This window comes from Sulfurimonas sp. (assembly GCF_047622445.1).
In the GTDB taxonomy this organism is placed as follows: Bacteria; Campylobacterota; Campylobacteria; order Campylobacterales; family Sulfurimonadaceae; genus Sulfurimonas.
This window is the reverse complement of record NZ_JBLHOE010000049.1, coordinates 1-25,363: the sequence shown is the minus strand read 5'-3', so window position 1 is coordinate 25,363 and position 25,363 is coordinate 1. Positions and strand designations below refer to the sequence as shown.

The 25,363-nt window shown below is 32.4% G+C and carries 29 protein-coding genes; 1 reads left to right on the top strand and 28 read right to left on the bottom strand.

Annotated features, from left to right (window positions below; genetic code table 11):
- Window positions 1-103 precede the first annotated feature (103 nt).
- The 15 genes from thiE to trpB all read right to left on the bottom strand — a co-directional run bounded on the left by thiE (window position 104) and on the right by trpB (window position 13,968).
- The gene (gene thiE, locus ACI9TV_RS11185; RefSeq protein ID WP_415250882.1) at window positions 104-727 is read right to left on the bottom strand and encodes a thiamine phosphate synthase; all 624 of its coding nucleotides are present in this window, start codon (window positions 725-727) and stop codon (window positions 104-106) included.
- Window positions 718-1,500: a bifunctional hydroxymethylpyrimidine kinase/phosphomethylpyrimidine kinase gene (gene thiD, locus ACI9TV_RS11180; protein WP_415250881.1), complete on the bottom strand. Its 783-nt coding sequence runs from the start codon at window positions 1,498-1,500 to the stop codon at window positions 718-720. The genes thiE and thiD overlap by 10 nt, the downstream gene beginning before the upstream one ends.
- Before the next feature lie 80 nt (window positions 1,501-1,580).
- On the bottom strand, window positions 1,581-2,399 hold the full coding sequence (locus ACI9TV_RS11175; RefSeq protein ID WP_415250880.1) for a thiamine-phosphate kinase: 819 nt from the start codon (window positions 2,397-2,399) through the stop codon (window positions 1,581-1,583).
- A gap of 70 nt (window positions 2,400-2,469) precedes the next feature.
- A complete protein-coding gene (locus ACI9TV_RS11170; protein ID WP_415250879.1) occupies window positions 2,470-2,844 on the bottom strand; it encodes a hypothetical protein in 375 nt (124 codons plus the stop codon).
- Complete coding sequence (locus ACI9TV_RS11165; protein ID WP_415250878.1) at window positions 2,798-3,115, bottom strand: FAD-dependent oxidoreductase; 318 nt, start codon at window positions 3,113-3,115, stop codon at window positions 2,798-2,800. Before ACI9TV_RS11165 ends, ACI9TV_RS11170 begins: the two co-directional genes overlap by 47 nt.
- 24 nt (window positions 3,116-3,139) lie before the next feature.
- Window positions 3,140-5,956 (bottom strand): EAL domain-containing protein, encoded by a 2,817-nt coding sequence (locus ACI9TV_RS11160; RefSeq protein WP_415250877.1) that lies wholly within the window; start codon window positions 5,954-5,956, stop codon window positions 3,140-3,142.
- Between the two features lie 79 nt (window positions 5,957-6,035).
- Window positions 6,036-6,572, bottom strand: coding sequence for a DUF3833 domain-containing protein (locus tag ACI9TV_RS11155; protein ID WP_415250876.1), 537 nt, complete (start codon window positions 6,570-6,572; stop codon window positions 6,036-6,038).
- A complete protein-coding gene (locus tag ACI9TV_RS11150; RefSeq protein ID WP_415250875.1) occupies window positions 6,569-7,795 on the bottom strand; it encodes a class I SAM-dependent methyltransferase in 1,227 nt (408 codons plus the stop codon). The genes ACI9TV_RS11155 and ACI9TV_RS11150 overlap by 4 nt, the downstream gene beginning before the upstream one ends.
- A gap of 1 nt (window position 7,796) precedes the next feature.
- Window positions 7,797-8,537: a DUF1365 domain-containing protein gene (locus tag ACI9TV_RS11145; RefSeq protein WP_415250874.1), complete on the bottom strand. Its 741-nt coding sequence runs from the start codon at window positions 8,535-8,537 to the stop codon at window positions 7,797-7,799.
- Window positions 8,534-9,769: an NAD(P)/FAD-dependent oxidoreductase gene (locus ACI9TV_RS11140; protein WP_415250873.1), complete on the bottom strand. Its 1,236-nt coding sequence runs from the start codon at window positions 9,767-9,769 to the stop codon at window positions 8,534-8,536. Before ACI9TV_RS11140 ends, ACI9TV_RS11145 begins: the two co-directional genes overlap by 4 nt.
- A complete protein-coding gene (locus ACI9TV_RS11135) occupies window positions 9,766-10,284 on the bottom strand; it encodes a lipocalin family protein (protein WP_415250872.1) in 519 nt (172 codons plus the stop codon). The genes ACI9TV_RS11140 and ACI9TV_RS11135 overlap by 4 nt, the downstream gene beginning before the upstream one ends.
- 50 nt (window positions 10,285-10,334) lie before the next feature.
- On the bottom strand, window positions 10,335-11,582 hold the full coding sequence (locus ACI9TV_RS11130) for an MFS transporter (protein ID WP_415250871.1): 1,248 nt from the start codon (window positions 11,580-11,582) through the stop codon (window positions 10,335-10,337).
- On the bottom strand, window positions 11,575-11,997 hold the full coding sequence (locus ACI9TV_RS11125; protein WP_415250870.1) for a nuclear transport factor 2 family protein: 423 nt from the start codon (window positions 11,995-11,997) through the stop codon (window positions 11,575-11,577). Before ACI9TV_RS11125 ends, ACI9TV_RS11130 begins: the two co-directional genes overlap by 8 nt.
- Window positions 11,997-12,749 carry an SDR family NAD(P)-dependent oxidoreductase gene (locus ACI9TV_RS11120; RefSeq protein WP_415250869.1) on the bottom strand — a complete coding sequence of 251 codons (753 nt, stop codon included), beginning with the start codon at window positions 12,747-12,749 and terminating at the stop codon, window positions 11,997-11,999. The genes ACI9TV_RS11125 and ACI9TV_RS11120 overlap by 1 nt, the downstream gene beginning before the upstream one ends.
- 10 nt (window positions 12,750-12,759) lie before the next feature.
- Window positions 12,760-13,968, bottom strand: a complete 1,209-nt coding sequence (gene trpB / locus ACI9TV_RS11115) for a tryptophan synthase subunit beta (protein ID WP_415250868.1) — start codon at window positions 13,966-13,968, stop codon at window positions 12,760-12,762.
- 278 nt (window positions 13,969-14,246) lie between these two features.
- Here trpB and ACI9TV_RS11110 point away from each other — a divergent pair, with 278 nt between their 5' ends.
- The gene (locus ACI9TV_RS11110) at window positions 14,247-15,164 is read left to right on the top strand and encodes a metallophosphoesterase (protein WP_415250867.1); all 918 of its coding nucleotides are present in this window, start codon (window positions 14,247-14,249) and stop codon (window positions 15,162-15,164) included.
- On the opposite strand, the gene ACI9TV_RS11105 is transcribed toward ACI9TV_RS11110, so the two are convergent.
- The 13 genes from ACI9TV_RS11105 to ACI9TV_RS11045 all read right to left on the bottom strand — a co-directional run bounded on the left by ACI9TV_RS11105 (window position 15,096) and on the right by ACI9TV_RS11045 (window position 25,240).
- Complete coding sequence (locus tag ACI9TV_RS11105) at window positions 15,096-16,160, bottom strand: diguanylate cyclase (RefSeq protein WP_415250866.1); 1,065 nt, start codon at window positions 16,158-16,160, stop codon at window positions 15,096-15,098. The genes ACI9TV_RS11110 and ACI9TV_RS11105 overlap by 69 nt on opposite strands.
- Window positions 16,161-16,242: 82 nt before the next feature.
- The gene (locus ACI9TV_RS11100) at window positions 16,243-16,596 is read right to left on the bottom strand and encodes a hypothetical protein (RefSeq protein ID WP_415250865.1); all 354 of its coding nucleotides are present in this window, start codon (window positions 16,594-16,596) and stop codon (window positions 16,243-16,245) included.
- Window positions 16,597-16,698: 102 nt separating this feature from the next.
- Complete coding sequence (locus tag ACI9TV_RS11095; protein WP_415250883.1) at window positions 16,699-18,228, bottom strand: ABC1 kinase family protein; 1,530 nt, start codon at window positions 18,226-18,228, stop codon at window positions 16,699-16,701.
- The gene (locus ACI9TV_RS11090; protein ID WP_415250864.1) at window positions 18,225-18,488 is read right to left on the bottom strand and encodes a hypothetical protein; all 264 of its coding nucleotides are present in this window, start codon (window positions 18,486-18,488) and stop codon (window positions 18,225-18,227) included. The genes ACI9TV_RS11095 and ACI9TV_RS11090 overlap by 4 nt, the downstream gene beginning before the upstream one ends.
- Window positions 18,489-18,498: 10 nt before the next feature.
- Complete coding sequence (locus tag ACI9TV_RS11085; RefSeq protein WP_415250863.1) at window positions 18,499-19,029, bottom strand: glutathione peroxidase; 531 nt, start codon at window positions 19,027-19,029, stop codon at window positions 18,499-18,501.
- Window positions 19,026-19,478: an SRPBCC family protein gene (locus ACI9TV_RS11080; protein WP_415250862.1), complete on the bottom strand. Its 453-nt coding sequence runs from the start codon at window positions 19,476-19,478 to the stop codon at window positions 19,026-19,028. Before ACI9TV_RS11080 ends, ACI9TV_RS11085 begins: the two co-directional genes overlap by 4 nt.
- A 27-nt stretch (window positions 19,479-19,505) precedes the next feature.
- Window positions 19,506-20,399, bottom strand: coding sequence for an ABC transporter substrate-binding protein (locus ACI9TV_RS11075; protein ID WP_415250861.1), 894 nt, complete (start codon window positions 20,397-20,399; stop codon window positions 19,506-19,508).
- A gap of 16 nt (window positions 20,400-20,415) precedes the next feature.
- Window positions 20,416-20,889 carry a hypothetical protein gene (locus ACI9TV_RS11070; RefSeq protein WP_415250860.1) on the bottom strand — a complete coding sequence of 158 codons (474 nt, stop codon included), beginning with the start codon at window positions 20,887-20,889 and terminating at the stop codon, window positions 20,416-20,418.
- Between the two features lies 1 nt (window position 20,890).
- Window positions 20,891-21,400, bottom strand: coding sequence for a lipocalin family protein (locus ACI9TV_RS11065; RefSeq protein ID WP_415250859.1), 510 nt, complete (start codon window positions 21,398-21,400; stop codon window positions 20,891-20,893).
- 83 nt (window positions 21,401-21,483) lie between these two features.
- Complete coding sequence (locus tag ACI9TV_RS11060) at window positions 21,484-22,362, bottom strand: hypothetical protein (protein ID WP_415250858.1); 879 nt, start codon at window positions 22,360-22,362, stop codon at window positions 21,484-21,486.
- Between the two features lie 10 nt (window positions 22,363-22,372).
- Window positions 22,373-23,722 (bottom strand): cryptochrome/photolyase family protein, encoded by a 1,350-nt coding sequence (locus ACI9TV_RS11055; protein WP_415250857.1) that lies wholly within the window; start codon window positions 23,720-23,722, stop codon window positions 22,373-22,375.
- On the bottom strand, window positions 23,719-24,663 hold the full coding sequence (locus tag ACI9TV_RS11050) for a YbgA family protein (RefSeq protein ID WP_415250856.1): 945 nt from the start codon (window positions 24,661-24,663) through the stop codon (window positions 23,719-23,721). The genes ACI9TV_RS11055 and ACI9TV_RS11050 overlap by 4 nt, the downstream gene beginning before the upstream one ends.
- A gap of 43 nt (window positions 24,664-24,706) precedes the next feature.
- Window positions 24,707-25,240 (bottom strand): thiamine phosphate synthase, encoded by a 534-nt coding sequence (locus ACI9TV_RS11045; RefSeq protein WP_415250855.1) that lies wholly within the window; start codon window positions 25,238-25,240, stop codon window positions 24,707-24,709.
- Window positions 25,241-25,363: the final 123 nt, after the last annotated feature.

The window sequence follows — 25,363 nt, the reverse complement described above, 5'->3', positions numbered from 1 at the left end:
TGGACTTAGTAAAAGTATGAAGTTAAATTTAGTCGATTATTATCTTGTGAATTATAAGAAAAAGTAGAAAAGTAAGCACCCGTTTTTTTCATTAAGTCACTTTTTAAAACTGATTTGCATATAAACTAGCCTGTGATGTTATATCGCTAGCTGTCCATATATCGTTGACTATACTAATCATGTCGGGTTTATATTGGATGACATCAATTACATTTTTTGTATTGATTCCGCCAATAGCACATACTGGGATAGTAAGTTGCGTCTTTGCATCTTTTAATACCTCAAGTGCTATGATATTTGAGTTTGGTTTTGTCGGTGAAGTAAAAAAAGAGCCAAAAGCTACATAATCAGCACCTCTCTTTTGAAAATCTTTTGCCATCTCAATATCTCCATAACAAGAAACACCGATAAGACCCTTGTAATTTTTTCTTATCTCATCAAATCTATCATGATCACTTTTCCCAATGTGAAGTCCATCGCATTCCAACTCAATTGCTAAATCGATTTTATCATTGAGTACAAATACGGCATCATGTTCTTTACATAACTTTTGTAGTTTTTTTATTTTTTCCTTGATAACATCATCTGAGTTTTTCTTATCTCTTAGTTGCACTATCGAAGCACCTCCAAGTAAAGCTTGTTCAATCTGTGCGAATAATGTCTCATCAGGTGTAAGCGTGTCATCGCTAATAACATAGAGACCTTTTAATTTTTGTTTTAATGACATGATTCCACTCCTTGTTTATGTGCTATCGGTCCTTTTCCATGACCTATGTTTGGTGCATTTACAATTGCTTTATAAATGAACTTTTTAGATATTTCTACCGATTCTTTAAGTGATTTTCCAAGTGCTAAGTTAGCTGCTATGGCACTACTAAAACTACACCCTGTACCATGTGTGTTATCTGTCTCTTCATAAGGACTAATAAAGTAATACCTTTCTTTATTAACTATAAGGCTATCTACACTTGTTTTCATATCATTCATCTCAACAATATTGTTTTTTATTACTACTGGACATGGCGAATCTAACTTACTTTCTAAAACTTCATGTTTTTGAACTTCATAGCCAAACATCTCTTTTGCTTCAAAAAGATTAGGTGTTGTCACAGTTGCATAAGGGAGAATAGACTTCATGTTTTCAATCGCATCATCGTTTAAAAGTTTGGATCCAGCTTTGGAGATAAATACAGGATCAAATACAATAGGTATCTTAAGGTCTTGGACAAACTCACGGACTACATCTATAATCTCATTTGAAAAAAGCATACCGATTTTAATGGCACTGATTTCAAAGTCATCCTTCACTGCGTCAAGCTGAGCTTTTAAAAACTCTGCAGATATAGGTGAAATATCTGTAACACCTGTTGTATTTTGCGCAGTAAGCACCGTAAGTGCACTAGTGCCAAAAACACCAAATGCTTCAAAGGTTTTTAAATCAGCTTGAATTCCAGCTCCACCACTTGAATCACTTCCTGCTATAGTTAAAACTATTTTCATCATTCTTCCTTTTGTATCTAATTAAATATATAAGGAATTTTATCTCTAAAGTAAAATGTTTCGTAGGTTTAAAATGTCATTTAAAAATGATGTGCTTTGCATCTATTTGTATATTTTTTTCGTGCAGCATGTGCGAAAATATTTAAAGAGGTTCTACTTTGCACAGCTCTTCTTTTCATAGCTTTTATATCCCGGGGAGAAAAAGATACTAACATTTCATACTCTTCACCGCTACAGCCCTCTTGTTTAGATATTTTTATACAAAATTTATATCCAATTTTACTTGCATTAGATAATTTACTTAAATCACTGAAAAGACCATCTGAGATATCCATACCAGAACGTAAATATCTTTGAGATTTTTTTATGAACGTATTTCTAAGTTTTATATCCAAAAACTTAGATTTTTTATGTAATTTTCCGCCATTTAAAAGTTTCTGTAAGTCTTTAAATGATTGTCCTATTTTTCCAGTATAAGCAATAATGTCGCCCATTTTAGCAGTATCTCTCAACAAAGGCTTTTTAACTTTAGATATTATAGTTATTGTAATATCTAACTTTGTATTACTAATTGTATCGCCGCCGATAATTTCGATGTTGAACTTTTTAGCAATATCTTTAAAACCTTTTGCAAGTTGTTGCATTTGTTCCTTGGAAATACTTTTTGGCATAGCAACACTAAGCAATGCGTACTTAGGTGTTGCATTCATAGCAACAGCATCAGAAATATTTACAAGCATAGATTTGCAGGCAATCTGATAATGATTCATCCAAGTGGTTTTAAAGTGAACATTCTCAAAAAAAGCATCCTTTGAATACACAAAACCATCTATGACTGCACCATCATCACCAATGTGTTTTTGTTCAAATAATGATATAAAATAATTTTCTAACTGCAAAAGGAACCTTCTTTATATTTTTTATAATAATATCTATAAAATATAATGTTTCGTAGGTCTAAAATGTTATTTAATTATTTAAAAGCTCAAAGGCAACTTTTTGTGCATTGATAATGGAACCTTCAAGATAGCCACCTTCTTGGAATGAAAATTCAGTAGAGCTGAAGTAGATTTTTTTACTGTAATCGCTTGTATTTATACCGTATTGTGGATGTATACTTAGTGGTTTAGAGTCCTCTATAGCGGAAGAAAATTTCTCTTGTTTCCAGTCAACAAAGTATACCTTTAGTATCTCTTTCTCTTCTATACTAAAAACTCTCACAAGCTGTTTTTTCACATCTTCTTCAAAGGTTTTAACAGATACGTTTGAATGAACAAAGCCAAATAAAGCAGCCTTCTCATGTGTACACGCATCTCGCCAATAGGACCAAGAACATAAATCCACTTAGACCACGATCTCTCCAGAATATTGATGAGGCAAGTCTTGGTGCCAAAGTAGTAACAACATAGTCACTATGAAAATTCTCTTGTTTACTTGTCACGATAAGACCTGTTGAGTTTTCTTCTATTTTAGATACTTCTTGAGATAAAAGTACTTTAGTTTGATCTAATTTTTGATGTAAAACATCTATGAACTGACTAAGAGAACCACTGACTCTAAAAGCAGGTGCAGATTGTTGAGGATTAAATAACTCTACCTTATTATGAGCTGTCAAATATTTTTATATTTTTACAAATAATTAAATATAAAGTGTTAATTTTTTCAAAAGATTTTTCATATTATCAAAATTTGCATTGTATAAACCAATACCTTCCTCTACTTCAAACTCTTCAAACATATCCGTTATAGCATCATGTTTTGGTAAAAAGCCCATATTCCATTCATCAAACTCAATCTCATTTGAAACAACTTCACCAAGAACTCGTATAGTGTGGTGACGTGGATCATCCGCAATACGTTCAAAAATTTTATCAATTTTATCAACTGGACCATTAAGCAGTTGTAGAAAAAAATGTTTATCGTAAAGTAAAACACCACCTACATTACTTTTTCTATTATTGTTCCAAGATGCGTTAAGAATCGCTATCGCACCATCGTATGTAGTATCTTCTTTTGCTTGGCTAATATAAATAAGAGTTTTATATGGCTCATTAAAACTTATCTCATTTGTTTCTATAGTATCACTTATATTTGCTTTAGGTTTATCTATGTAATACCCTTGGGCATAATCAATCCCTAGGCTGTTAACTATGTTAAATATAGAACGGTTTTTTACAAACTCTGCAATTGTTTTAATTTTTCTTTTTTTGGTAAAGCTTATAATTGCATCGACAATATCATAAGCATCTTGATGGGTTGCAATTTTTTCTATAAGAGAGCCATCAATTTTAATGATGTCAATATCTAGTTTAATAAGGTTCTCAAAATTTGCATAACCAGAACCAAAGTCATCTATAGCTATCTGACAACCAAGTTGATGCACTGTTTCAATAAAATCTAAGATAGGCTCTTCATTTACAATCCCCTCTGTTTCTAAAATCTCAAAACAGATTCTTCGTGCTATATTATGTTCATAAAGATTCTCTTTAACAAACTCAAGAAATTCAGGATCTTGCATATCTGAAAATGATATATTGATTGAAAAACTGTAATCTTCTTTACAACTTCGAAGAGCTTTGAGCGTTTTAAGAAAAACAGTTTTAGTAAGTTTTTTCATTTGGTTCGAAGATTCTGCTACGCTTAAAAAATGATTTGGTGTAAAAACATTACCATCATTATCAATTACGCGAACAAGAGCTTCATACCTTTCAACTTTTTGAGTGTTAAAAGCATATATAGGTTGAAAATAAACAACAACTCGATCTTCTTTAAAAGCAGATTTCAACTCTTTTGTCCAGTGGAGGTTATTTTCAAAAATTTTGTGAAAATCTGAATTTTCATTATGTACCCAAAAAGGTAGATGGTTTTTTCTAGCATACCTTAGACACATATCAAGCTTATTGATAATGGTTTGCGCCTTATCAGATGCAATAACCCCTGTTATAGAAATAGGAATCTCAAACTCCTCTATATGGAATGTATGATTTTCTATAAGATCAAGAAGTTGCAAAATTGTATCTGAGAATACTTTTAGATTCTTATCTTTGAGCATATTAACTACAAAAGTATCAGCTTGTATATGATATATCTCATATTTTTCTTCACATAATGACTCTATCATAACACTTAATTTTTTCAGTAGTTTGTTAGATATATCAAATCCATAAAAACTGCTTATTTGGTGAAATCCATTTATATCTATAAGTGCTGTGAAGCCTTCTTCCTCTTCTTTAAGATCTTTTAAGAGTGCATAACGGTTTTTTAAACCAGTTACTTGAGAAGTTGTTAAAACTTTTTCTTTCTCTTTTTGTTCTTTTACTAAACTTGAAATATCTTCAGAAATTCCTATATAGTTTACAATTTCATCTTTATCATCCTTTATAGTAATTATAGTTTCAAAAGCGTGGTAGATTTCACCATTTTTTTTCTTATCCCAAATTTGTCCACTCCAAACTCCATCTTTTAGGATTTGTGTCCACATATCTTCATAGAATTTTTTCTTAGACCAACCTGATCCTAATACTTTTGGATTTTTACCAATAATTTCCTCTTTTTTATAACCAGTCATAATCTCAAATGCCTTGTTAGCAGTAGTAATAATATTGTTTTTATCTGTAATTAAAATTGCACTATTTGAATGCGTAAAGACTTTTGAAGCTAGTTTGATCTCTTGTTCATTTTTTTTGCGTTGTGTAATATCATGTACTGTACCAATAGAAGATTTAACGTTACCATTTTCATCAAAAGTGTGAATACAGCGCTCTTCAACATATTTTTCTATACCATCTTTCGTAATGATTCTGTGTTCCACTTGATAAGGTTTAGCACTTTTAACAGAATTAGAATATGTTTCATTTACCATTTCTCTATCATCAGGATGTAAATAGTGTAAAAAGTTTTCATATGTTGAATCAAGTTCTTGAGGTTTTAGTCCAAAGATTCTATAAACTTGATCTGACCATGTTAGAATATTTGTTTGTAAGTGCAGGTTCCAATGCCCAACCTCTGAAATTTCTTGTGCCTGGTCTAGGAGATAGTTTTGATTTTCAAGTTTGCTTATTAGTTTTGTTTCACGAGTAATATCTTTGTCTGTTCCTCTATAACCTTTAAGGTTTCCCTCTGTATCAAGTATAGGAACTCCACTAGTGAGTAAAACAACCTCGTGTCCATCTTTACGAATATTTGTGTTCTCTAGGTTTTTGAAGGCTTCTTTATTTGTAAGATATTGTAAAAAAAGTTCTTGAACTCTTTGAGCTTCTTTTTTAGACATAAAATCAAATGGTGTTTTTCCTAAAACCTCACTATCCGTGTAACCTAAAAATACTTCAACTTTACTACTTACATACGTGTATCTACCTAGCTCATCTAATTCCCATACCCAGTCAGAGGATATCTCTGAGATCTCTTTAAAAAGGCTTTGACTTATGCTATCTTTATCTTTTAACATATTTTTCATCTTAACTTCTTATTTTATTTAGTTCAATTATAACAAAATATTTGATTAATAATTTGTCAAAAATTACTCATATACAAACTTATCTTTCTTTTATAATTGTAATAACAAGCTCTCCAACTTCAAAACCAAACTTTTTCATTTTAGAGTGATTTATGATAACCCCGTCTTCTTGTAGGTGAAGCCAATCTCTTACGTTTACCTCAATAGTGCTTTGACCGTAAGGAACAAGCATTGTGTAATCAATCATAACTGTATTTCCATTTGCCACCATAGGAGCAACTCCAACTATATCTCCTGCAGTTGCACTAAACTCTTTCGCATTGTTAGTAGGTCTTAATTTCCATACACGATCTAATTCTTCACCATCGTTATATACAAAATGCTCATCTAAAGTTCCAACACCATCTGCATCCCAACTTCCAACTAAATCCCCTTTAAAAGAGCGAATGATTTTTCCCGTTCTGTCTTTAACGATTCCATAGGCTTTCATTTTCCCATTAAAGTACTCTTGGGGAATAAACTCTGGTTTGTTATCTTTAAAATCTTCTATACTTACAGAGGAACATCCAACAAATATCCCACATGTCAGAACTGCTAATAATGCTTTTATTTTCATACTACTAGTCCTCTGTTTAAGTCCATGTTTTGATCACGGCTAAATACCATTTGCACTAAACCAATATTGCGCGTAATAAACGCAGCTTCACAGTAGTTAAGATACATTTTCCACATACGAATAAAGTAATCATCAAAGCCTAGTTCTTTAACTTCAGAGAGTTTAGCGGTAAAGTTCTCATCCCAAACTCTCAATGTTTTTGCATAATCTTCTGCAAACTCTTCCATGTGTATAAGATTAAGTCGTGTATGTCCTGTTGTAGTACTAAGAACTTTACTCACACTTGGAAGATGTCCACCTGGGAAAATATACTTCTGAATAAAGTCTGTACTTTTCGAGTATGCATCATATCTTTGATCAGGTATGGTAATCACTTGCATCGCTAAAACACCACTTGGCTTTAAAAGAGACTCACATTTTTTAAAAAATACATCAAAATACTCAGCACCTACAGCTTCAAACATCTCAACAGAGATAATCGCATCATAGGTCCCTTCTACATCTCTGTAATCTTTGAGTAAGATATCAATTTTATCCTCAACATTTTCGAGTTTAAATCTCTCATGACAAAAGTTTTTTTGCTCATTACTTAAGGTTACTGTCGTAACATCACAGCCAAGATCTTTGGCAAGATGCACAGCTACCGCACCCCATCCAGAACCTATTTCTAAAACTTTTGCACCAGGCTTGATACGTAGTTTATTTGCCAAGTATTGTATCTTTCTTTTTTGGGCCTCATAAAGATCTTCTTCATGTGATTCAAATATAGCACTTGAGTACATCATAGTATCATCAAGCATAAGTTTAAAAAAGTCGTTTGAGAGATCATAATGCTCAGAGATATTTTTCTTCGAACGTGTCTTAGAGTTTTTACGCATAAGGTGTTTGACCCTATTCATATTTGGTAAAAGGTTACTAAATCTGTTTTGCTTATAATCTTCACTTTTTACCCCTAAATGCTTTGAATTTAACAAAGAAAGCTTAATAAGCTCGGTTAAATCCTCCGTATCAAAATCTCCATCCATGTAACTCTCAGCAAAACCAATATCTCCATAAAAAGCTAAGCGTCTAAAAAAATCTGCAGAGTTTATTTTTACTCTAACGCGTGGAATGTCATTGTTCCCATAAACTACATAAGAACCATCAGGGTACTCAATTTCAAGAGTTCCAATCTCAATCTTTTGTAAATATTTATCACCTATTGTATTCCAAAAACCTTTCATCTTAGTATCTCCTTTGTTCATCTACGGCCGTAACCGAATTAAACTTTAAACCCAAACGATAAAGTTTGAGTGATTGCCAAAGAGTTCGAGTAACAACTCTAAACGTTAAAAATAAGTGTTTTACAAAAAGTGTTACAACACTCTTTGTACTAAATTCTTGAGAACTTGCTCTAAATGTAGTCATCATTGTTTTCACATCATCTTCATAGAGATAAACACCTAATGCCATCTTTTCTTGTGAGTACTCAAAAGAAAATTTATATAAACCATCACGTTTTAAAAATGGTGAAACATACATATCTTTTTGTGCCTCTCCCTCGTACTGAGAGCGTGATTTTTTCTCTAACTTTACAGGATAAACTATACGTCCACCATTGTAATTGTGAACTTCTACTAGTAGTTGAGTAGGCACATCAGCATCAAAAAGCACTAAAACACTTATAGGATTAAAAACATAGTTTGCAATGCGAGGAAGTGTTATAAAGCGCATTTTCTTTGTAGCTACTAGATTAAACTTCTCAAGAAGTTCTTCTATGTTTTGCAAAAAGCTATCCCCTTTGCCAAAATGATCTTTTGCAAAAAATGAGAAAAGGTTCCAAGAGTTGTAAGAAAAGAGTTTATTTTTGAGTGTTTCAAGATTATTTACATCAATATCAAGCATGAAAAAACCATAGGTAAATTTATGATCTGCATCTTTAAAGCGTTTGTGGAATACTTCACCGTTGTAAAATCTATGACTCATAGCGCACACTCAAACTTTTTTGCAATCTCATTTGCACTCCAAAGACCATCTTCATGGAATCCATTACGCCAATAAGCTCCTGCAAAGTAGGTGTTATTAACACCACTTATATCCTCTCTGAGAGCTTGTGCTTTAATTGCTAATATATCAAACTGTGGATGTTCATAACTGATTCTTTCTATCACTTTCTCAATCTGATCTATCTCATTTAAAGATACAAAGTATTCTTTATCACTTTTAAGGTTTTGTAGTCTATTGACCCAGTAAGAGAGTGTTACTGAATCTGTATCTTCATTGTTTTTATAGTTCCATGCTGCATATATATTTTTATCTGGATAAAGTGCCTTCATATCATTATGTAAAAGTGCATCATTTTGTTTATAAGCAAAACAAGAAAGTATCTCTTTTTCTGTATCACTTATATCTTCTAACATCTCAATTGCCTGAGGTGCATGCATAGCAAATACAACTTTATCATACTGCTGTTTTGTACCATGTTTTGCTATTAAGACTACCCCATATTTTTCTCTTTTAACACGTACAATATTGCTATTTAAGTAAATTTTTCCAGATATATGTTCTTTAATTTTGTTAACATAATTCACCGAGCCATTACTTACTGTAAGCCATTGGTGTTGTGTTGTAATACCTAAAAGCCCATGATTTTTAAAGAACTCCAAAAAGGTACGTGTTGGAAATTCATTCATCTGATCACTTGGAGTAGACCAAATAGCTGCACCCATAGGAAGTAAATAACGTTCTTTAAATGCTTTACCATAGGGACTTAAATATTCAGCCAAAGGCTTATCTAAATCTTGAGTATCATTATCTACATCATAGTTTGCTTTTTTATTAAACTTGAAAATATCATAAATCATTTTATAGTGCGTGAATGAAAAAAGGTTTCTTTTTTGAAAAAATATTCCCCCAAGTGTCTGCGCATTATAAGCTACATTACTTGCTTTATCCCAAAATCCAAAACTCATATCGCTCTTTTCTATTTTCACATCAAGCTCTTCAAAAAGCTTTGTTAAAAGTGGATATGTTGGATGATTAAAAACTAAAAATCCTGTATCTACTCCAAATTTATTACCATCTTCATTAATCTGTGTTGTACGTGCATGACCACCTAAGCGAGATTCTTTTTCATACAAATCTACTTCATGCTTTTTACTTAAAAGGTAGGCACTCCCTAGTCCACTAATTCCAGCTCCTAATACTGCTATTTTCATTTGTATCTCCCTTCCTTGTCTTGTAGTGTATAAATAAGTGTTTTTAAATCTATCTTTGATGCTAAAATTTTTTCTATTTTCTTAAGTGTTGCCTCTTGCAGAAAAGGCTCTCTAGACATTATCCAAACATCTTCAAACTTCTCATCTGCAACAAGAGCACTTGTATAATCATCTTCAAGATAATAAACTCCGTATTCTTTGGTAAAAATCCAAAAGTATGTCATATCAATTTTAGACATAGTATTTCCATCAGTTGGCTCTGCACTTCCTGAAAATTCTATAAGTTCACCACCAATTTTTGTGTCAAAACATCGATTGTAAACCTTGTACTCATTTTCACATTCTAAAACATACTCCACACTTGAAGCTACGCATTTATCTTGAAAAGAGTTATAGGTTCGAGCTATCTCATACCAAAGCCCACTGAATTTTTGAGGACTGACATACTTCACCGTTTCAAGTGATGAAGCTTTAACATTAAAAAGTATGAGAAGTAAGAGTAATAAATATTTCATAAGGTATTTTATGAAAAAGAGAGCTTTGTTGGTACCTTGTATTTGTCAGTTCATAACTTTTCTTGATATTTTCGTAAAACAAAAATTGCTGATAATTTTAAGATAACAGGCAAAAGTCCATAAAGAAGGCTCAAGACTAAAAGAGATGTTGGATTGGGAGTTTGAGGTGAAAAATCAAAAAGCCCTAGTATACTAAAACTCACACCTACACCAAACGCTAAAGAAAGTTTTGTAAGCATAGCAAAAAAACTAAAAAGAATTCCCGATATTTCACCATATTTTTGTGTAGCTTTTTGTGCAATATCAGCTTGGATGGAAGCTGGAAGTGCAATATCCGCACCTAAACTCATACCCGAAAAAATCGTAATAATCGCAAAGTAAACAATGTCTCCTTCACCTAAAAATAGTACAAAAGAGAAGAAGAAACTTGCACTTCCCATCGAAACCAACCATGCAGTTTTTTTGGATATTTTGTTAGAAAGGTATACCCAAAGTGGAAGTGTAAGAACACCAGATCCAAAGTAAAGTAAAAGGAGTAATCCACTAAGCTCTTCAGATTTTATGACTAAAGAGACATAAAATAAAAAAAGAGTTGCGGGAAGTGCATTGGCAAAGTTGTTAAGAAAAAAAGCTATAAAAACTCTTTTTGAGTTTAAAATTTCAAGTTTAAAATAACCAAAGACCTCTGCAAATGTAGTTTTTTTTGGCTCTCTTTTTGGCTCTTTTAAAGTGAAAAAAAAGATTAACAGTGCCATAGGTAGTATGAAAGAAAGAGCATCCCACAAAACAAGGAGTGATGCACCGGCTTGCTCGGCTACACCAAAATAGTATGGCAAAGAGAGTGCAAGAAGTACACCAAATATATTAAATATCTCTCTACTAGAAGAGAAGTGAGTGTTCTCATCATAGGAACTACTAATGTCTGAAGCAAATGCAAAGTACGGAATACTTACTAAACTCCATGCACTGTAAACACCAAGTGATAAAAATAGAAGATAGAAAATCCCACTCTCCTCTTGAGGATGTGTTAAGGCGTAAAATGTTCCATAAAGTAATATACTTCCTAGAAACATCATCACTTTTCTACTCATATACGCATCACTCACATAGCCAATGAATGGATCTATGAGCATATCAAAGATTCTTGCAAAAAAGAGTACTACTCCAACTATAAAAACACCAAGACCAAGATCTTGAGCGTAAAAAGTAGGTAAATACACATATAAAGGTAAACCTAAAAGTGCAATTGCTACAGCTGGAACTCCATAAGTAACTATCTCTTTTTTTGAGTTAGGCATGAATCTTTCTTTTTATATAGCGTATGATAGAACCAAGAAGTGGAATCTTCTCATACACATTTACCCCTGCATCCCAAAAGTCTACATGTTCAAGTACTTTTCCATCATCAGAAAAAACTACTCTTGAAACTCCAACAAAAGATTCTACTTGGGATTTTTCATCCATCTGGTAAAGAAAAGTCCACTTTATGTAGGCTGTATTATCTTGTGAAATAGACTCATCTATCTCAAATTTTGGATTGTAAAGCTTTGCATACATATCTTCAAAAATATGATATATTTTCTCAATGCCAATTACCTTTTGAAAAGGGTCTTCAAAATAAGAGTTTGTATCAAAAAACTTCTCATATTCTTCTAATGGTGTCTTTGCATTAAGTTTTTTATAAAACTCTGCGTATTCTTGTACTCTGCTCATTATAAAGCCTTTGAGGTAAAGTAAAAAGCTATCCGATAGGGAATAACTCTTAAAAAATGTAAGAAACTACTTAACATGAATGGAAACTTTATCTCAAAGTTCTTATCATGAGTAAGCTTTTCAAAAATAATTTTGGCTGCTTCTTGAGGTTCCAGTAATTGGGGCATCTCAAAATCATTTTTAGCTGTAAGTCTTGTTTTTACAAAACCATGATTTATGACTTGAACTTGTATGTTCTTTGGTGCTAGTTCTGGTTGAATAGACTCACAAAAATTTAGAAGTGCCGCCTTTGGAGCGCTATATCCTCCTCCATAAGGAAGACCAAAGTAACTCGATACACTTGCATTAAATGCAAAACGACCTTTAGAATTTTCTAAAAAAAATGGTATCAATGCATTTGTTACCCGCAGAGCACCTAGGTAGTTTATCTGTGTCATCTGCTCAAAATGCTCTATCTTCCATTCCTCAACTTTCATACTTTCATAGACACCTGCATTGTAAATACAAAGGTTAATCTCCCCATAAATATCCCATGCTTTTTTTGTAGCAGCTTCAACACTATGTGTGTCACTTACATCCATATCTAGAGGTTCTAAATATGAAGGATACCTGAGGGAAAGCTTTTGTAATTCCGGTGAAGATGACGCATTTCTAGAGCTTACAACAACACTGTATCCATCTTCAAGATAGAATTTACACAGCTCAAAGCCTATACCTGTACTTCCACCAATTATCCAAACTATTTTTTGCATCTGTATCTCCTTAGAGGTCTAGTAATTCCATCGCTTGAACCATATCTTTGTCTCCACGACCGGAGAGACTAACGATAATGATTTTACCAGCAATCTCTTGTTTTGGAATCTTTTTAAGATATGCAATCGCATGGGCACTCTCAAAGGCAGGAACAATTCCCTCTGCTTGAGAGAGCCATACAAAAGCATCCATCGCTTCTTGATCTGTAATGGAGTCATACTTTACCTTTCCTTGTTCCATCAAGTAAGAATGCTCAGGTCCAATTCCAGGATAATCAAGGCCTGCACTTATAGAGTGTGCTTCATTTATTTGTCCATCATCAGTTTGTAAAAGATAACTTAGTTGCCCATGAAGTATTCCTGGTTTTCCAAGGGCTAAACTTGCACCATGTTTACCGCTGTCTAGTCCGAGACCACCAGCTTCTATACCGATGCACTGAGTATGTTCTTCATTGATGAAGTGTGAAAACATCCCAAGAGCATTACTCCCACCACCGATACAAGCAACTACATAATCAGGTAGTTCTGATGTCATTTCTAAAATTTGTTTTTTTGCTTCATCGCTTATAACACTCTGAAAGTCTCGTACCATTAAAGGATATGGATGTGGACCTGCCACAGTACCTATAATGTAAAAAGTATCTCTCGCATGTGTAACCCAATGGCGAATGGCATCATTCATAGCATCTTTAAGTGTTTTACTTCCCGATGTAACTGAGTGTACCTTCGCACCTAAAAGTTTCATCCGAAATACATTAAGCTCTTGTCTCTCAACATCTTTTTCACCCATAAATACTTCACATTCAAGTCCCATAAGTGCTGCGATAGTTGCAGTTGCAACACCATGTTGCCCTGCTCCTGTCTCTGCTATGACTTTTGTTTTTCCCATACGTTTTGCCAGTAAACCTTGAACAATAGTATTGTTTACCTTATGTGCTCCAGTATGATTGAGGTCTTCACGCTTGAGATAAATCTCAGCGCCAAGTTCTTTTGAGAGAGTGTCTGCTCTGTATAGTGGTGAAGGGCGGCCTACATACTCACGAAAGTATTCATTTACTTCTGCCCAGAACTCTTTATCGAAGCGTACTTTTTTGTATTCCTCGTCAAGTTCTATAAGTGAAGGCATAAGTGTTTCTGGAACATACCTCCCACCAAATATACCAAAATGCCCTAGCTCATCAGGGTCGAAATTAAATGCCGTTGGAATATAATCATTCATCTTTAATCCTTTACACTCAACAATGCTGTTGGTCTTACTTTAGTATGACATGATGAATCAAGATTTTTTGTCGCACGAAACATATAAATATCCTTTTAAATTAATAATTCATTTTACATTTAAAAATGAATTATTCATAGATGGAAAATGTCGTTTCATATGATATGAAGTATTTTGAGTTACTAAATTCTTAAAAAATATGAACTAGCAAAAAGAAACTACAAATACATATGTATTTGAGCTAAACTACGTTTAAAATAAATACCAAAGGGCTAATGATGAAATATGAAAATTTAGAAAATATTTTTGTTATAGGCGATGTACATGGGTGTTATCATACACTTATGAATCTTCTTCAACAACTTCCAGAAAATGCTGAGCTTATTTTTGTTGGAGATTTATGTGATAAAGGTAACTTCTCAAAAGATGTTATAGAGTTTGTCATAAACAATAACTACCCCTGCGTGAAGGGCAATCACGAGCATCTCTTTGAAAAGTATATTTTAGATGCAGTGCAAAATAATATTTCTAGTCCTTGGAGTAGTGATAAACGCTTTGGTGGATTAGAGTGTATAAAAAGTTATGCGAATGATATAGAACTTATAAAAAAGCATCTTGCATGGATAAAAAATCTTCCTCTATATTTAGAGATAGAAAAGTACTTTATAACACATGGATTTGCCTTAGAGTATTACGAACACAAAGATAATCAAGAGCACTACAATGACTTCTTACTTAACAGATATTACGAAGGCGATGTTGTACAGAAGAGTGAGATTATAAACATCTTTGGTCACTGTACTTTTGATGATGTAATCGATGGTGGAAACTTTTTTTGTATAGATACAAGTTGCGCATACGGTAAAAAACTAACAGCCATACAATTAGCAACGCATACTCTTTATCAGGAGCGAATGGATAGTAGAGACTCAAACTACAAAGTAGATGCAATAACACTAGGTGAATACGACGTTTACAAAGAAAGCTTTGAGTCTATCGCCTCTCTTCTTATAGATAAAAGCTCACAATATGCTACATATGACATCATAGCCAATGAAGTTTTAGAAGCCATAGTAGATAAGTATGGTGAAGTTGGAAAAGATGAACTCCTACGTATGCAAGAAAGATCACAGATTTTTCCAAAACAGATAAAAAAAGTTTTGGGTAATGCGTATGTTAAAGATTTTAAATTTTAACGAAGTAACTTTATTTTTTCCACTCTTTTTACTCATATAAAGTGCTTTATCTACACGAGTAAAAAGCGTTTCTATAGTATCTCCTTGAGATATTTCTGATACTCCTAAACTCATAGTTATATTATGCTTGTAAATGATGAGTTCTTGCTTAATGGTTTCTCTTATCTTTTCTGCTAGAGTTGTAGTGAATGCCATAGTATTATCCACAACTACAATAAACTCTTCACCACCCCAACGAGCAATCAAGTCATCTTTTCTTAAACTCTTGTGTAGTAGTCTTGCTAAATCTTTTAAAACTTTATCTCCGTTATCATGACCAAAAGTGTTATTCACGTATTTAAAATTATCTATATCCATAAGTATGATACTAAAGCTTTGCTCATTTTTTAAAAAGTCACTATATTTTCTTTCTATAATCTCATCAAATTTCTGACGATTATAAAGACCTGTTAAAGAATCATGATAAGCTTTACTTTTATACTCATCACTTTTATTTATCAAAGATGTAATGTCTTGTCCAACACTAACATAAAAATCAATATCTCCATCTTTATTTTGATTCACAACAGATGCCAAATAATGCGCTTGTTTATGATCCCATACAGATTGGGTAACCTCTTTTTGAAATGATATATAAGCTATAGTCTCATTTTGAGTATTTTTTAAAGCTGAGATAGACCACTTTACAATATAGCTTGAGCCATTCTTACGATAATTTGTATTTTGCCCTAAGAAGTATTTATCATCTTGTAAATTTTGCTTTAATTCATCAATAACCCTACGATTTGTTAAAGGCCCTTGTAAAATACGAGGAGATTTTCCGACTAAGTCATCTTCTTCATAACCAGTCTTTTGTTTAAATACTTTATTTACATATAAAAAATATTCTTCTGGAGATGTAGATGTGATGACAACAGAATCTATACTATTTTCAAAAGTATCCAAAAATGTTTTAAACATTGGCTCATCAAAAAAATCTCTATGTGCTACTATCATTCAATTTCCATATAAGAATTGCAAATATTCTATTCTATTCTATTCTATTAGCTTGAAATATATCGCATAAACAAAATATACTTTATAACAAAAAATCCTCTAAATTATTTTTTCCATAACTTATAGCATGATCACTGTCTTTAATTTGTTTAGCAATCATTGCCATAATTGTTTTTACACCATTTGTCTTCTCTGGATCAGTTAATGGTAAAAGACGTACAGTGAGAGAGGAATTTTTTTGCGAGAGTTGAATAAAAAAACTTTGATTTTTACCGTTTTCTATAGCAAGCGATTCTATAAGTGCAGTTTGCTCACTTGCGTTAATGTATTTGTCCATAACTTTAAGCATACCGCCCTCTATTTTGTGAGCAACTGGTTCTACTTTATCAAAAGCTTGTTTTGTGTTGTTAATGTTTTCTAATACGATGTGCGGCATATATAACTCCTATAATATTTATTATTATGATTATAGGGAGTATTTTTAGATTTTAGTAGTAGATATATGTCAACTCAAAGAACTTATGTGTGAATGCTTTAGCTATTTATATAAAATTCTAACAAAACCAAAAACAAAAAGTCCAAGTGATACTTCCTTAAGCTCTTTGTCCAAAAGCAGTGTGAAAAAACTTCCAAGTATCAAAGTAAAAGAGATAGCGTAAGACTTTACTTTACTTGAGAACTCTTTTTGTATCCACTCAAGCTGATCATTTGAGATCTCTATTTGAAGTTCATCATTACTAATCTTTTTTATGGAAGACTTGAGATCTTGGAGTATAAATGGAAACTCTTTTATCTCATCAAGTACCACTTCCCCAAGGTTTTCTTTTTCCCCTAAAGCTTTAGGGATGTTGTCTTGAAGGATTGGTAATATATCTTTTATACCATTAAAATTCTCTATATACGTTGTGCCTAAACCTTCGATAATAGCACTTACACGTAAAATATAAATAGCATCACTTGGAAGTTTAAATGGTAAGTTTCTCGTAGATTCTAGAACATCAAAAGCAAGTTCTTGCATAGACTCACTGTTTAGATTTTCATTTGAAAATATATCAAACATTTTAGAAGTGAACTCTGCTAATTCTGTACTTGGAGCTTCATAGGCTACCGTTCCAAGCTTTTTGTTTGCAGCGATATAACGCTCGTAATCTTGCTCGTTTGCAGCTTTAATTAAACTAATGATAGCTATACGTGTATCACTAGGTACACTCTTTACCATCCCAAAATCAAGGAGTATGAGTTCGCCTTCTGGTGAAACTAAAAGATTACCAGGGTGTGGATCTGCATGAAAGTAGCCATTAATAAGCATCTGCGTAGTATAAAATTCTACAAGTTTTGCAATAACGTTTTTAAAGTCGATGTTATATTTTAGTAAATTTTCTTTATCATCAAAACGAAACCCCTCTTCAAAACTCATCACAAGTGCACTATCACTACAAAACTCTGCGTAAGGCTTTGGAAATCTAACCCCAGCATCTTTATAAACGACAGAAAATTTTACAAGGTTTTGAAGTTCGTGAGTAAAGCTTACTTCTTGGAGTATCATTTTTGAGAATTCACTTACTACTGCTTCGATAGAGTTTTTAGTATAGTGTGAAAAGAGCGGTCTAAAGATAGTGTTAAAACTGTTAATTATTTTTATATCTGTCATGACTTGATTGGCAATGTTCTCACGTCGAAGTTTTACCGCTACTTTTTTACCACTATGCGTATAAGCAACATGTACTTGACCAATAGAAGCAGAAGCTATTGGAGTTGGGGAAAAGCTTTTAAATGTGTCTTTATCAAAAGAGCTTTTATAAACTTTTTGAAAGTCTTTTTCACTCATAGCTGGAAGTGTGTCATGAAGCTCTTTAAGCTCATCAAGATATTCTTTATCAAAAAAATCTGAGCGCGTAGCAAGAACTTGGGCGAGTTTAATGAAACTAGCACCAAGATAGATGATAGTCTCTTTGAGTTTATTTGGTGCTAATGGTTTTAAGCCTAAAAAGCTTTTTTTATTTCGTATGACAAGATAAATTGTTAGTAAAAATGTAAATACTCGAAATACTCTTAGCAGCTTATTTATTTGAGATCCTCTTTGAGTTTTTCTAGGTCTACTTTTGTTGCAACTCCTAACTCATCTAAAACCTCTTTGAGAGTTGATTTTAATTGATTTTTAAACTTCTCTTCTTCAGCTTTTCCTTTCTCTTCTATGGAATCTAAAAAGCTTTTTGCATCAGTAGTTTTAAGTTTACCTTCTTCTTCTAGCTTTTTGATTTCTGATTCAACTTTTTCTTTTAAAACTACTGCTGCACCTATCCCTGTGTATAGTAAATCTTTAAGCATCTTTTATCCTTTATAATAATTTTTTAATATCTTCTTCTATTTCTAATGGTGTAGTAGATGGAGAGTAGCGTTTAACAACCTTACCCTTTCGATCAACTAAAAACTTTGTAAAGTTCCACTTGATTGTATCTGTTAAGAACCCATCACTATTCTTTTTTAAAAATATATAAAGAGGATGTGTGTTCTCCCCATTTACATCTACTTTAGAAAACATATCAAACTCAACTCCAAAACTACTCATACAAAAATTCTTGATCTCTTCTTCTGTTCCAGGTTCTTGAGAAAGAAACTGATTACATGGTAGACCTAAAATACTCAAGCCTTTGGCATTGTACTGTTCATGAAGCTTTTGTAATCCAGTGTATTGACTTGTATAACCACATTTACTAGCAACATTGACAATCAACATAACTTTATCTTTATATTTCTCAAGCTTTGTACCTTTGGCATCTATATCTTTAACTACTATCTCATAAATACTCATATTTTCCCCTCCAAAAAGTTGTGTTAGTAAAAGTAATACTACAAATAATTTTTTCATTTTTCTATTCCTATCATTTCTTTCGTCACTTTATGTCTATAGCTAAACATTTTTTCTAATTCATACTTTACTACAAAATCAAACAATCTACCTAAAAAACCTAATGGTGCTTTATACTCAACCTTGTCCTTTAACTCGCAAAATCCACTTCCAAGATCAGTAAATATATGGGAATGTTTCCAAAAAGAAAAAGGTGATTGCAAGGCTATATCTACCAGTAGATTTGGTGAAGTAAGTTCTTGTATTTCTATTTCCCACACCATTGGTATAAAGTTCTTTACCGTATGAATTTTAAAAATATCGCCTTTACTTGGAGTAAACATTTCAGTCAGTAGTTTTACTTTTGTATCATTAGGTGTAATTGCCTGAAGATTGTGCAGATCAAGATGAAAAGTAAAAAGTTCATCTATTTTACACTCTATAAGTGAAATTTTCTCATATGTTTTCATCTTTATCCTTCCTTTTCTAAGTCAAATTTAATGTTTCGGTGCAACCCAAATGTTTGCATATTCTTCATCATTTAACTTAACCAGTTCTAACTCTTCTAAGAAGCTATATAGTTCTTTCCATCTAGCCCCATCTGCTTTAATATCCATCTCTAGCCTTGGGATTGTATCTAGAATAATTTTATCCATTAACTCTGAGTGTTCCTCTTTTGTGTAATCATAAAAAATACTCTGTGCTTCTAAAATGTTTTCTTGTAGGTATTGTGCCATTTGATTTGTTACATCTATAAATGTACAAATCGCTTCACCTTTTGTATCAAGAGTTTCTTGTGTACTCATAAACTCTAAAGCTGAGAAGTTAGGATATGGTGATTCAAACTGATCTATAAAGAGATTCTCAAAGCCTTCCATTTCTGCCTCAATCCCCTCAAAATTATAAAAACACAACCATGCCCCATCAAAACTCTCATCTTTTTTCATATTGTTGATATGCCAAAAATCTGTTTCAACAAACTCTACATTATCTCTGTCAATAACAAAACCATTCTTTTGAGCATAACGCTTAATAATTTCAAAGCCAATTTTATTTGTTATAGGGTTTGAAGCAGGAGTTGTAATTTTAATTTTACCATTTGCTTTTAACTTATCAACTCTATCTGCTCTTATCATAACACCACCACGAGTCTCAAAAAAACACCCAAGAGATTTTAAACCATCAAAATAATGTTCAAAGAGGTGAAGTGGCTCATTACAATGAATATCAATATTTCCAGATTTTAAATCTTCAAATCCATCATAATGTTCTTCGGGCTGAATAATTTCAACCTCTAGTCCTGCTTCTTTATATTTGCCAGTTACTACCCCAGCTAACATGGGTAAGTGATCAGGGTTTACAAACCATTCTAGTGCAATTTTTATATTCATATTGTTTTCCTTTTTATTAAATGTATAAAGTGTTAAAGACTTGGTGTTTGTAGTTTTGTATACTTGTCTCATAGTTTTGCATTAATTCATCAAGGTTTTTTCCTGAGATAATTGGAATATTATTTTCATAAAGAACCTGGGTATTTTTAATGAAATTCCCTTTTTTCATAAAAAATATAGGTTTATTTCCATTATGCAAACTTTCTAAACATGTTTGTACATCATCACTCAGAAGGTATTCGATTCGCTTTATAATATTTATGTAATCCTCTGCATCTATTACTTTGGAAAAAGACTTTTCCAATGCAGGCTGCACATCTAAAAAATAGTAGTTTTCATTTACAAGCGGAACATCATAATGCTCTGACTTGTTGCAAAAATTTAAAAACCATCTTGCATCAGCATAATCACTAAAGAACACTGCTTTTTCAATAATGTAATGGGTAGTACAATAATGTATTGCTTGAATATTGTTATCTAAAGAGTACATTTTATTTTCCTTTTATTGGTGTCCAAAGTAGTTTGTCTGAGCTATATCCAAACTCTGGAAGTTTATTTAAAATTGTTTCTTGGAGTTTTTTATCCATAGTTGGTGTACGTGAAAGTATCCAAAGATATTCACGCGATGGTTCACCAATAAGTGCATACTCATAATTTTTTCCAAGCATTAAAATCCAGTAATCTCCATAAAATGGACGAAAAAAACTAACTTTGAGTTTAGAGCTTGTCTCATCTGTTGCATAAGCTACACCTTTTGCTTGAGCAAGTCTATCTCCTTTCATACATTGATTGAGAACATCGATTTCACCATTTTCTCTAAGAGAATATGTTGCATTTACATCAGAACATCCTTTTTGAAAAAAATGCTCATATCGTGCAATCTCATACCATGTACCAAGATAAGAGTTTATATCCACTTTCTCAACAGTTTTAAGTGTTGGATGATTAGTAGAACAACCTAAGAAAAATAGTGCTAAAAATGAAAAAATATAAATACGCATAAAGACTCCTTCTAAGTAAGCTATTTTATAATAGCTAGAAGTATTTTAGTAGTCTTTATTTGTCGATTGAAAGTTTTTAAGGTTTAAAAGAGATAGGTTATTTTGAAGTTCATACCAAGAGATGCTTTAATGGAATAAGAATTTAATTTATTACCATCTTTTGAGTAGATGCTGAAATTGCGTTTTACACTATAAAGAAGGTCTGACTCTATAGTAAGATTTTTACTTATATCATATGAGATACCAAAATTACTCATATAATCTTTTACCTCTATAAAACCCGCACTTTCTATAACACTTGTGTCACTTAAGCGTATAAGAGATTGTGAAAATATCATTCCAAAACGTAAAAGTGTATCTTCATCAACATGGTAACCAACATACGTTCTAGGAAAACCTAAAATAAATTTAATACCATCATTCTGTCGTGCTCTATAGCTATAGCTAATAACGGGTAATACTAAACTAGAGGTGGGATGATAGTTTGCAAAAGCTCCAAATTGCATAGTGTGTTGCTCATCAATTTTGTAAGATGCAAAACTAAATAATCCAGCTCCATAGGAGTCTTTTGTTTCTTTTTCAAAAGTTGATTTCAATGAAACAGAAGTTAAAAGAAACCACTTTTCATTTATAAAATAAGGAAGATTAGCATTGACTTTAAAGCTGTGCATCTTCTTTATCGGACTTTGAAGTCCATTTCCAAATGGTATTTGTGTAAGATTATTCCAATTATATAACCAATTTGTATAACTAAAACCTACTAACTTGTTGTTTATACGTAGGCGATTTTTTGTTACTGCTACACTTCCATTATAGCCTTTGATAGATGCATCACTAAGATAAGAAGACTCTAACGACACTTTTGGTTGAATCATTTTTTCTAAACCAGCTTTTTTAAGTGGCTTTTGTGCATATACCTCAAGTGAAAACACTAAAACTACAAATAATAATAATAATCTCATATTTTATCCTTTAGCTCTTAAAGAGTTCTATTGCCTTCTTTGCAGCTACTTTATGGTGAAGTATAGGCTTAGGATAGCCTAGAATGTCATGTAAAAAGAGGTATCCTTCATCATGTATATGCTTCGCATCAAGCTCTTTAAGTTCTGGAATAAATTTCTTTATGTAAAGAGCATCTTTATCAAACTTTTTACTTTGCAGATAAGGATTAAAAACTCTAAAGTATGGTTGTGGATCAACTCCAGTTCCAGCACTCCATTGCCATGATAAAACATTACTTGCTTTGTCGTAGTCAAGAAGATGCTTGGCAAAAAACACTTCACCGTCTTGCCAAGGAAGAAGTAAGTCTTTGGTGAAGAATGAAGCTACAATCATTCGTACACGATTGTGCATGTTTCCAGTTTCTAAAAGCTCTCGTACACCAGCATCAACAATAGGAACACCTGTTTTAGCTTCACAAAAAAGAGCAAGGTTTTCTTTATTTACTTCACCGTTAAATGCATACTTATAATTTTGTTTTTCAATATATGGAAAATGAAAGAGTAAATATGCATAATAATCCCTAAAAATAAGCTGTCTAATAAATGGCTCTATGTCAAGACTTTTATTCTCAAATAAAAATCGTAATAACTGGCGTACTCCTATCACTCCGAATCGTAATTCTACACTTAGGTTTGAACTCATATCAAGAGTGAAGTAATCTCGTTTTTCTTTATACTCATTAAGTTTTTGCTTTAATAACTCTAATTTTAGTTCAAGACTTTGTCTTTGAGTTTCTTTATTTCTAAAGCCTATACTCTGTATGTTTAAAGAAAGTTCTTCTCTATTTCTTTTCGCATCTATACTTGTAATACCTGAGTAATCATACTCAAGTAAAGTTTGCTCAGTTATGCATATAAGGTCCAAATTTTTCTTTTCTAAAATAACTCTTGCTTTTTTATAAAAGGGAGTAAAAACTAGGTAAGGAGTAGCATCGGCTTTAAGCACTTCATCATGTCTAAAAATATACGTATCTTGAAGATATCTAAAATGAAGTTTGTGTGAGACTTCAAGGTCTCTTTGCCTAGCGTATGCATCATAATCCCCACTTGCTACAACTTCATCAAAACCTTCTTCTAAAAGGGAATCAAACACATCAATAGGATTAGCATAATAAATTTTCAAATCTAAAGCGTGTAAACGAAGTTCAAACTTGAGCTTTTGCACACAATCAAATATATAACTTACTCTAGCATCTTCTTTGTCAAGCGAGGTAAGTATGTTTGTATCAAATATAAATATTGGTAAAACTTCACCACTCTGAGATAGGAGAGGATTATCTTCAACTCTTAAATCCCTTCTAAACCAGAGTATTCGTTTCACTTTACACTCTTAACATCCGAACGTAAGGCAAGTTCTTTTGGATACGGATTTAAAAATACTTGCCCTAAAAGATACTCTATTTCATATTTTGTAGCATAAAGTTTTAAAGTACTTAGAGGGACAATAACAGGAATAATTTTATCTGCGTAATCATCTATCTGCTCATGTAACATTTCTTTCTCTGTAGTATTGAGAAAGTTTTTTAAAAATCCAGCCATATGTTCTAGTACATTTCTGGTTTTACCTACACTGCTCTTTTGTGCAATAGCCTTTTTAAATAGTTCTTCATACTCAGCTAAAATTATTTCAAAAGATTTTTCATCATGGTTACCCACAATTTTGCCTAAAGCTCTATAAATAGCTTCATCTTTAGATTGGAGGAGAAACTTGTACGATTGGTGAAAAGCAACAAGACTCTTCATCTGGGCGTCTTCTTTAAAGTTTTCAAAATTATCGTAAGCGAAAAGTTGCATAACAAAATTTTCTCTTAACCATGGGTCACATAATCGACCTTCCTCTTCCATAGGGAGGTAACCAAATTCTTTTTTACATATTGACGCAAAAACTCCATCATCTTTGCCCTCAGCAAAACCATTTGGAAGATACACTTTGGAACTCATCATTCCACATGTTGGAGATTTCGATTTGAAGATAATACCTCGAAGCTTTTCTTTTTTGATTCTCTCTAACTCTTTATTTGCATACGAAGCTAAGTCCTGAGTTACATCTTTTCCAGTTTTATTAGAGATGATTGTAAGCATCTCTTTGTCTCTTACCATACGAATAGAGGGTCTCGGTGAACCAAAGGCTATATGCTCTGGACAAAACGAGATATACTCAGCGTAATTGGACAACTCATTGACAATAAAATCATCTTTTTTATGTCCTTTGTCAAAACGAATTTTTTCACCTAAAAGGCAACCTGAAACTGCTATTTTCATTTGAGTATTATCTCCCCTGCTATTTTATTCTTAATTTTTAGAGCTACTTCCATCTCTCTTCCTCACAAATGCTAACAAAATATTTTGCTTTACTTTTAATATCTTCACTCGTCCAAATTTCATTAATTAATGATATCATATCTTGTTTATGTATCATTACATCATCTATATTGTGAGTATTTAATCCACCAATGGTACAAACAGGAATGCTTAACTTCTCTTTTGCCTGCGAAAGAACTTCTAAATCTATTATATTAGAATTTGGTTTGGTTGGTGAAGTAAAGAAAGAACCAAAGGCAACATAGTCTATCCCTTTAGCTTCCATCTCTTTTGCAAAAGTAACATCTCCATAACATGAAACTCCTAAACAACCCGAGATTTTTTTTCGTATTTCTTCTACCCTATAATGATCACTTCTACCTATATGTAGCCCACTTAAACCTAAACCTAATTCTATTGCTAGTTCCACTTTATCATTTAAAACAAAAATAGCATTATATTTATTACATAAATTTTCCAAAGTTAAGGCTATAGTTTTAATTTCTTGAAGACTACTTGTTTTATCACGAAGTTGCACAATTTTCGCTCTGCCTTAAAGCGCTTATGTAATTTGCGCTACTATTGAGTCAGAGGGAGTTAAACTATCATCAGTTATTATATATAATCCATTTAATCTATCTAGATTCATTAAAAGTCCTAT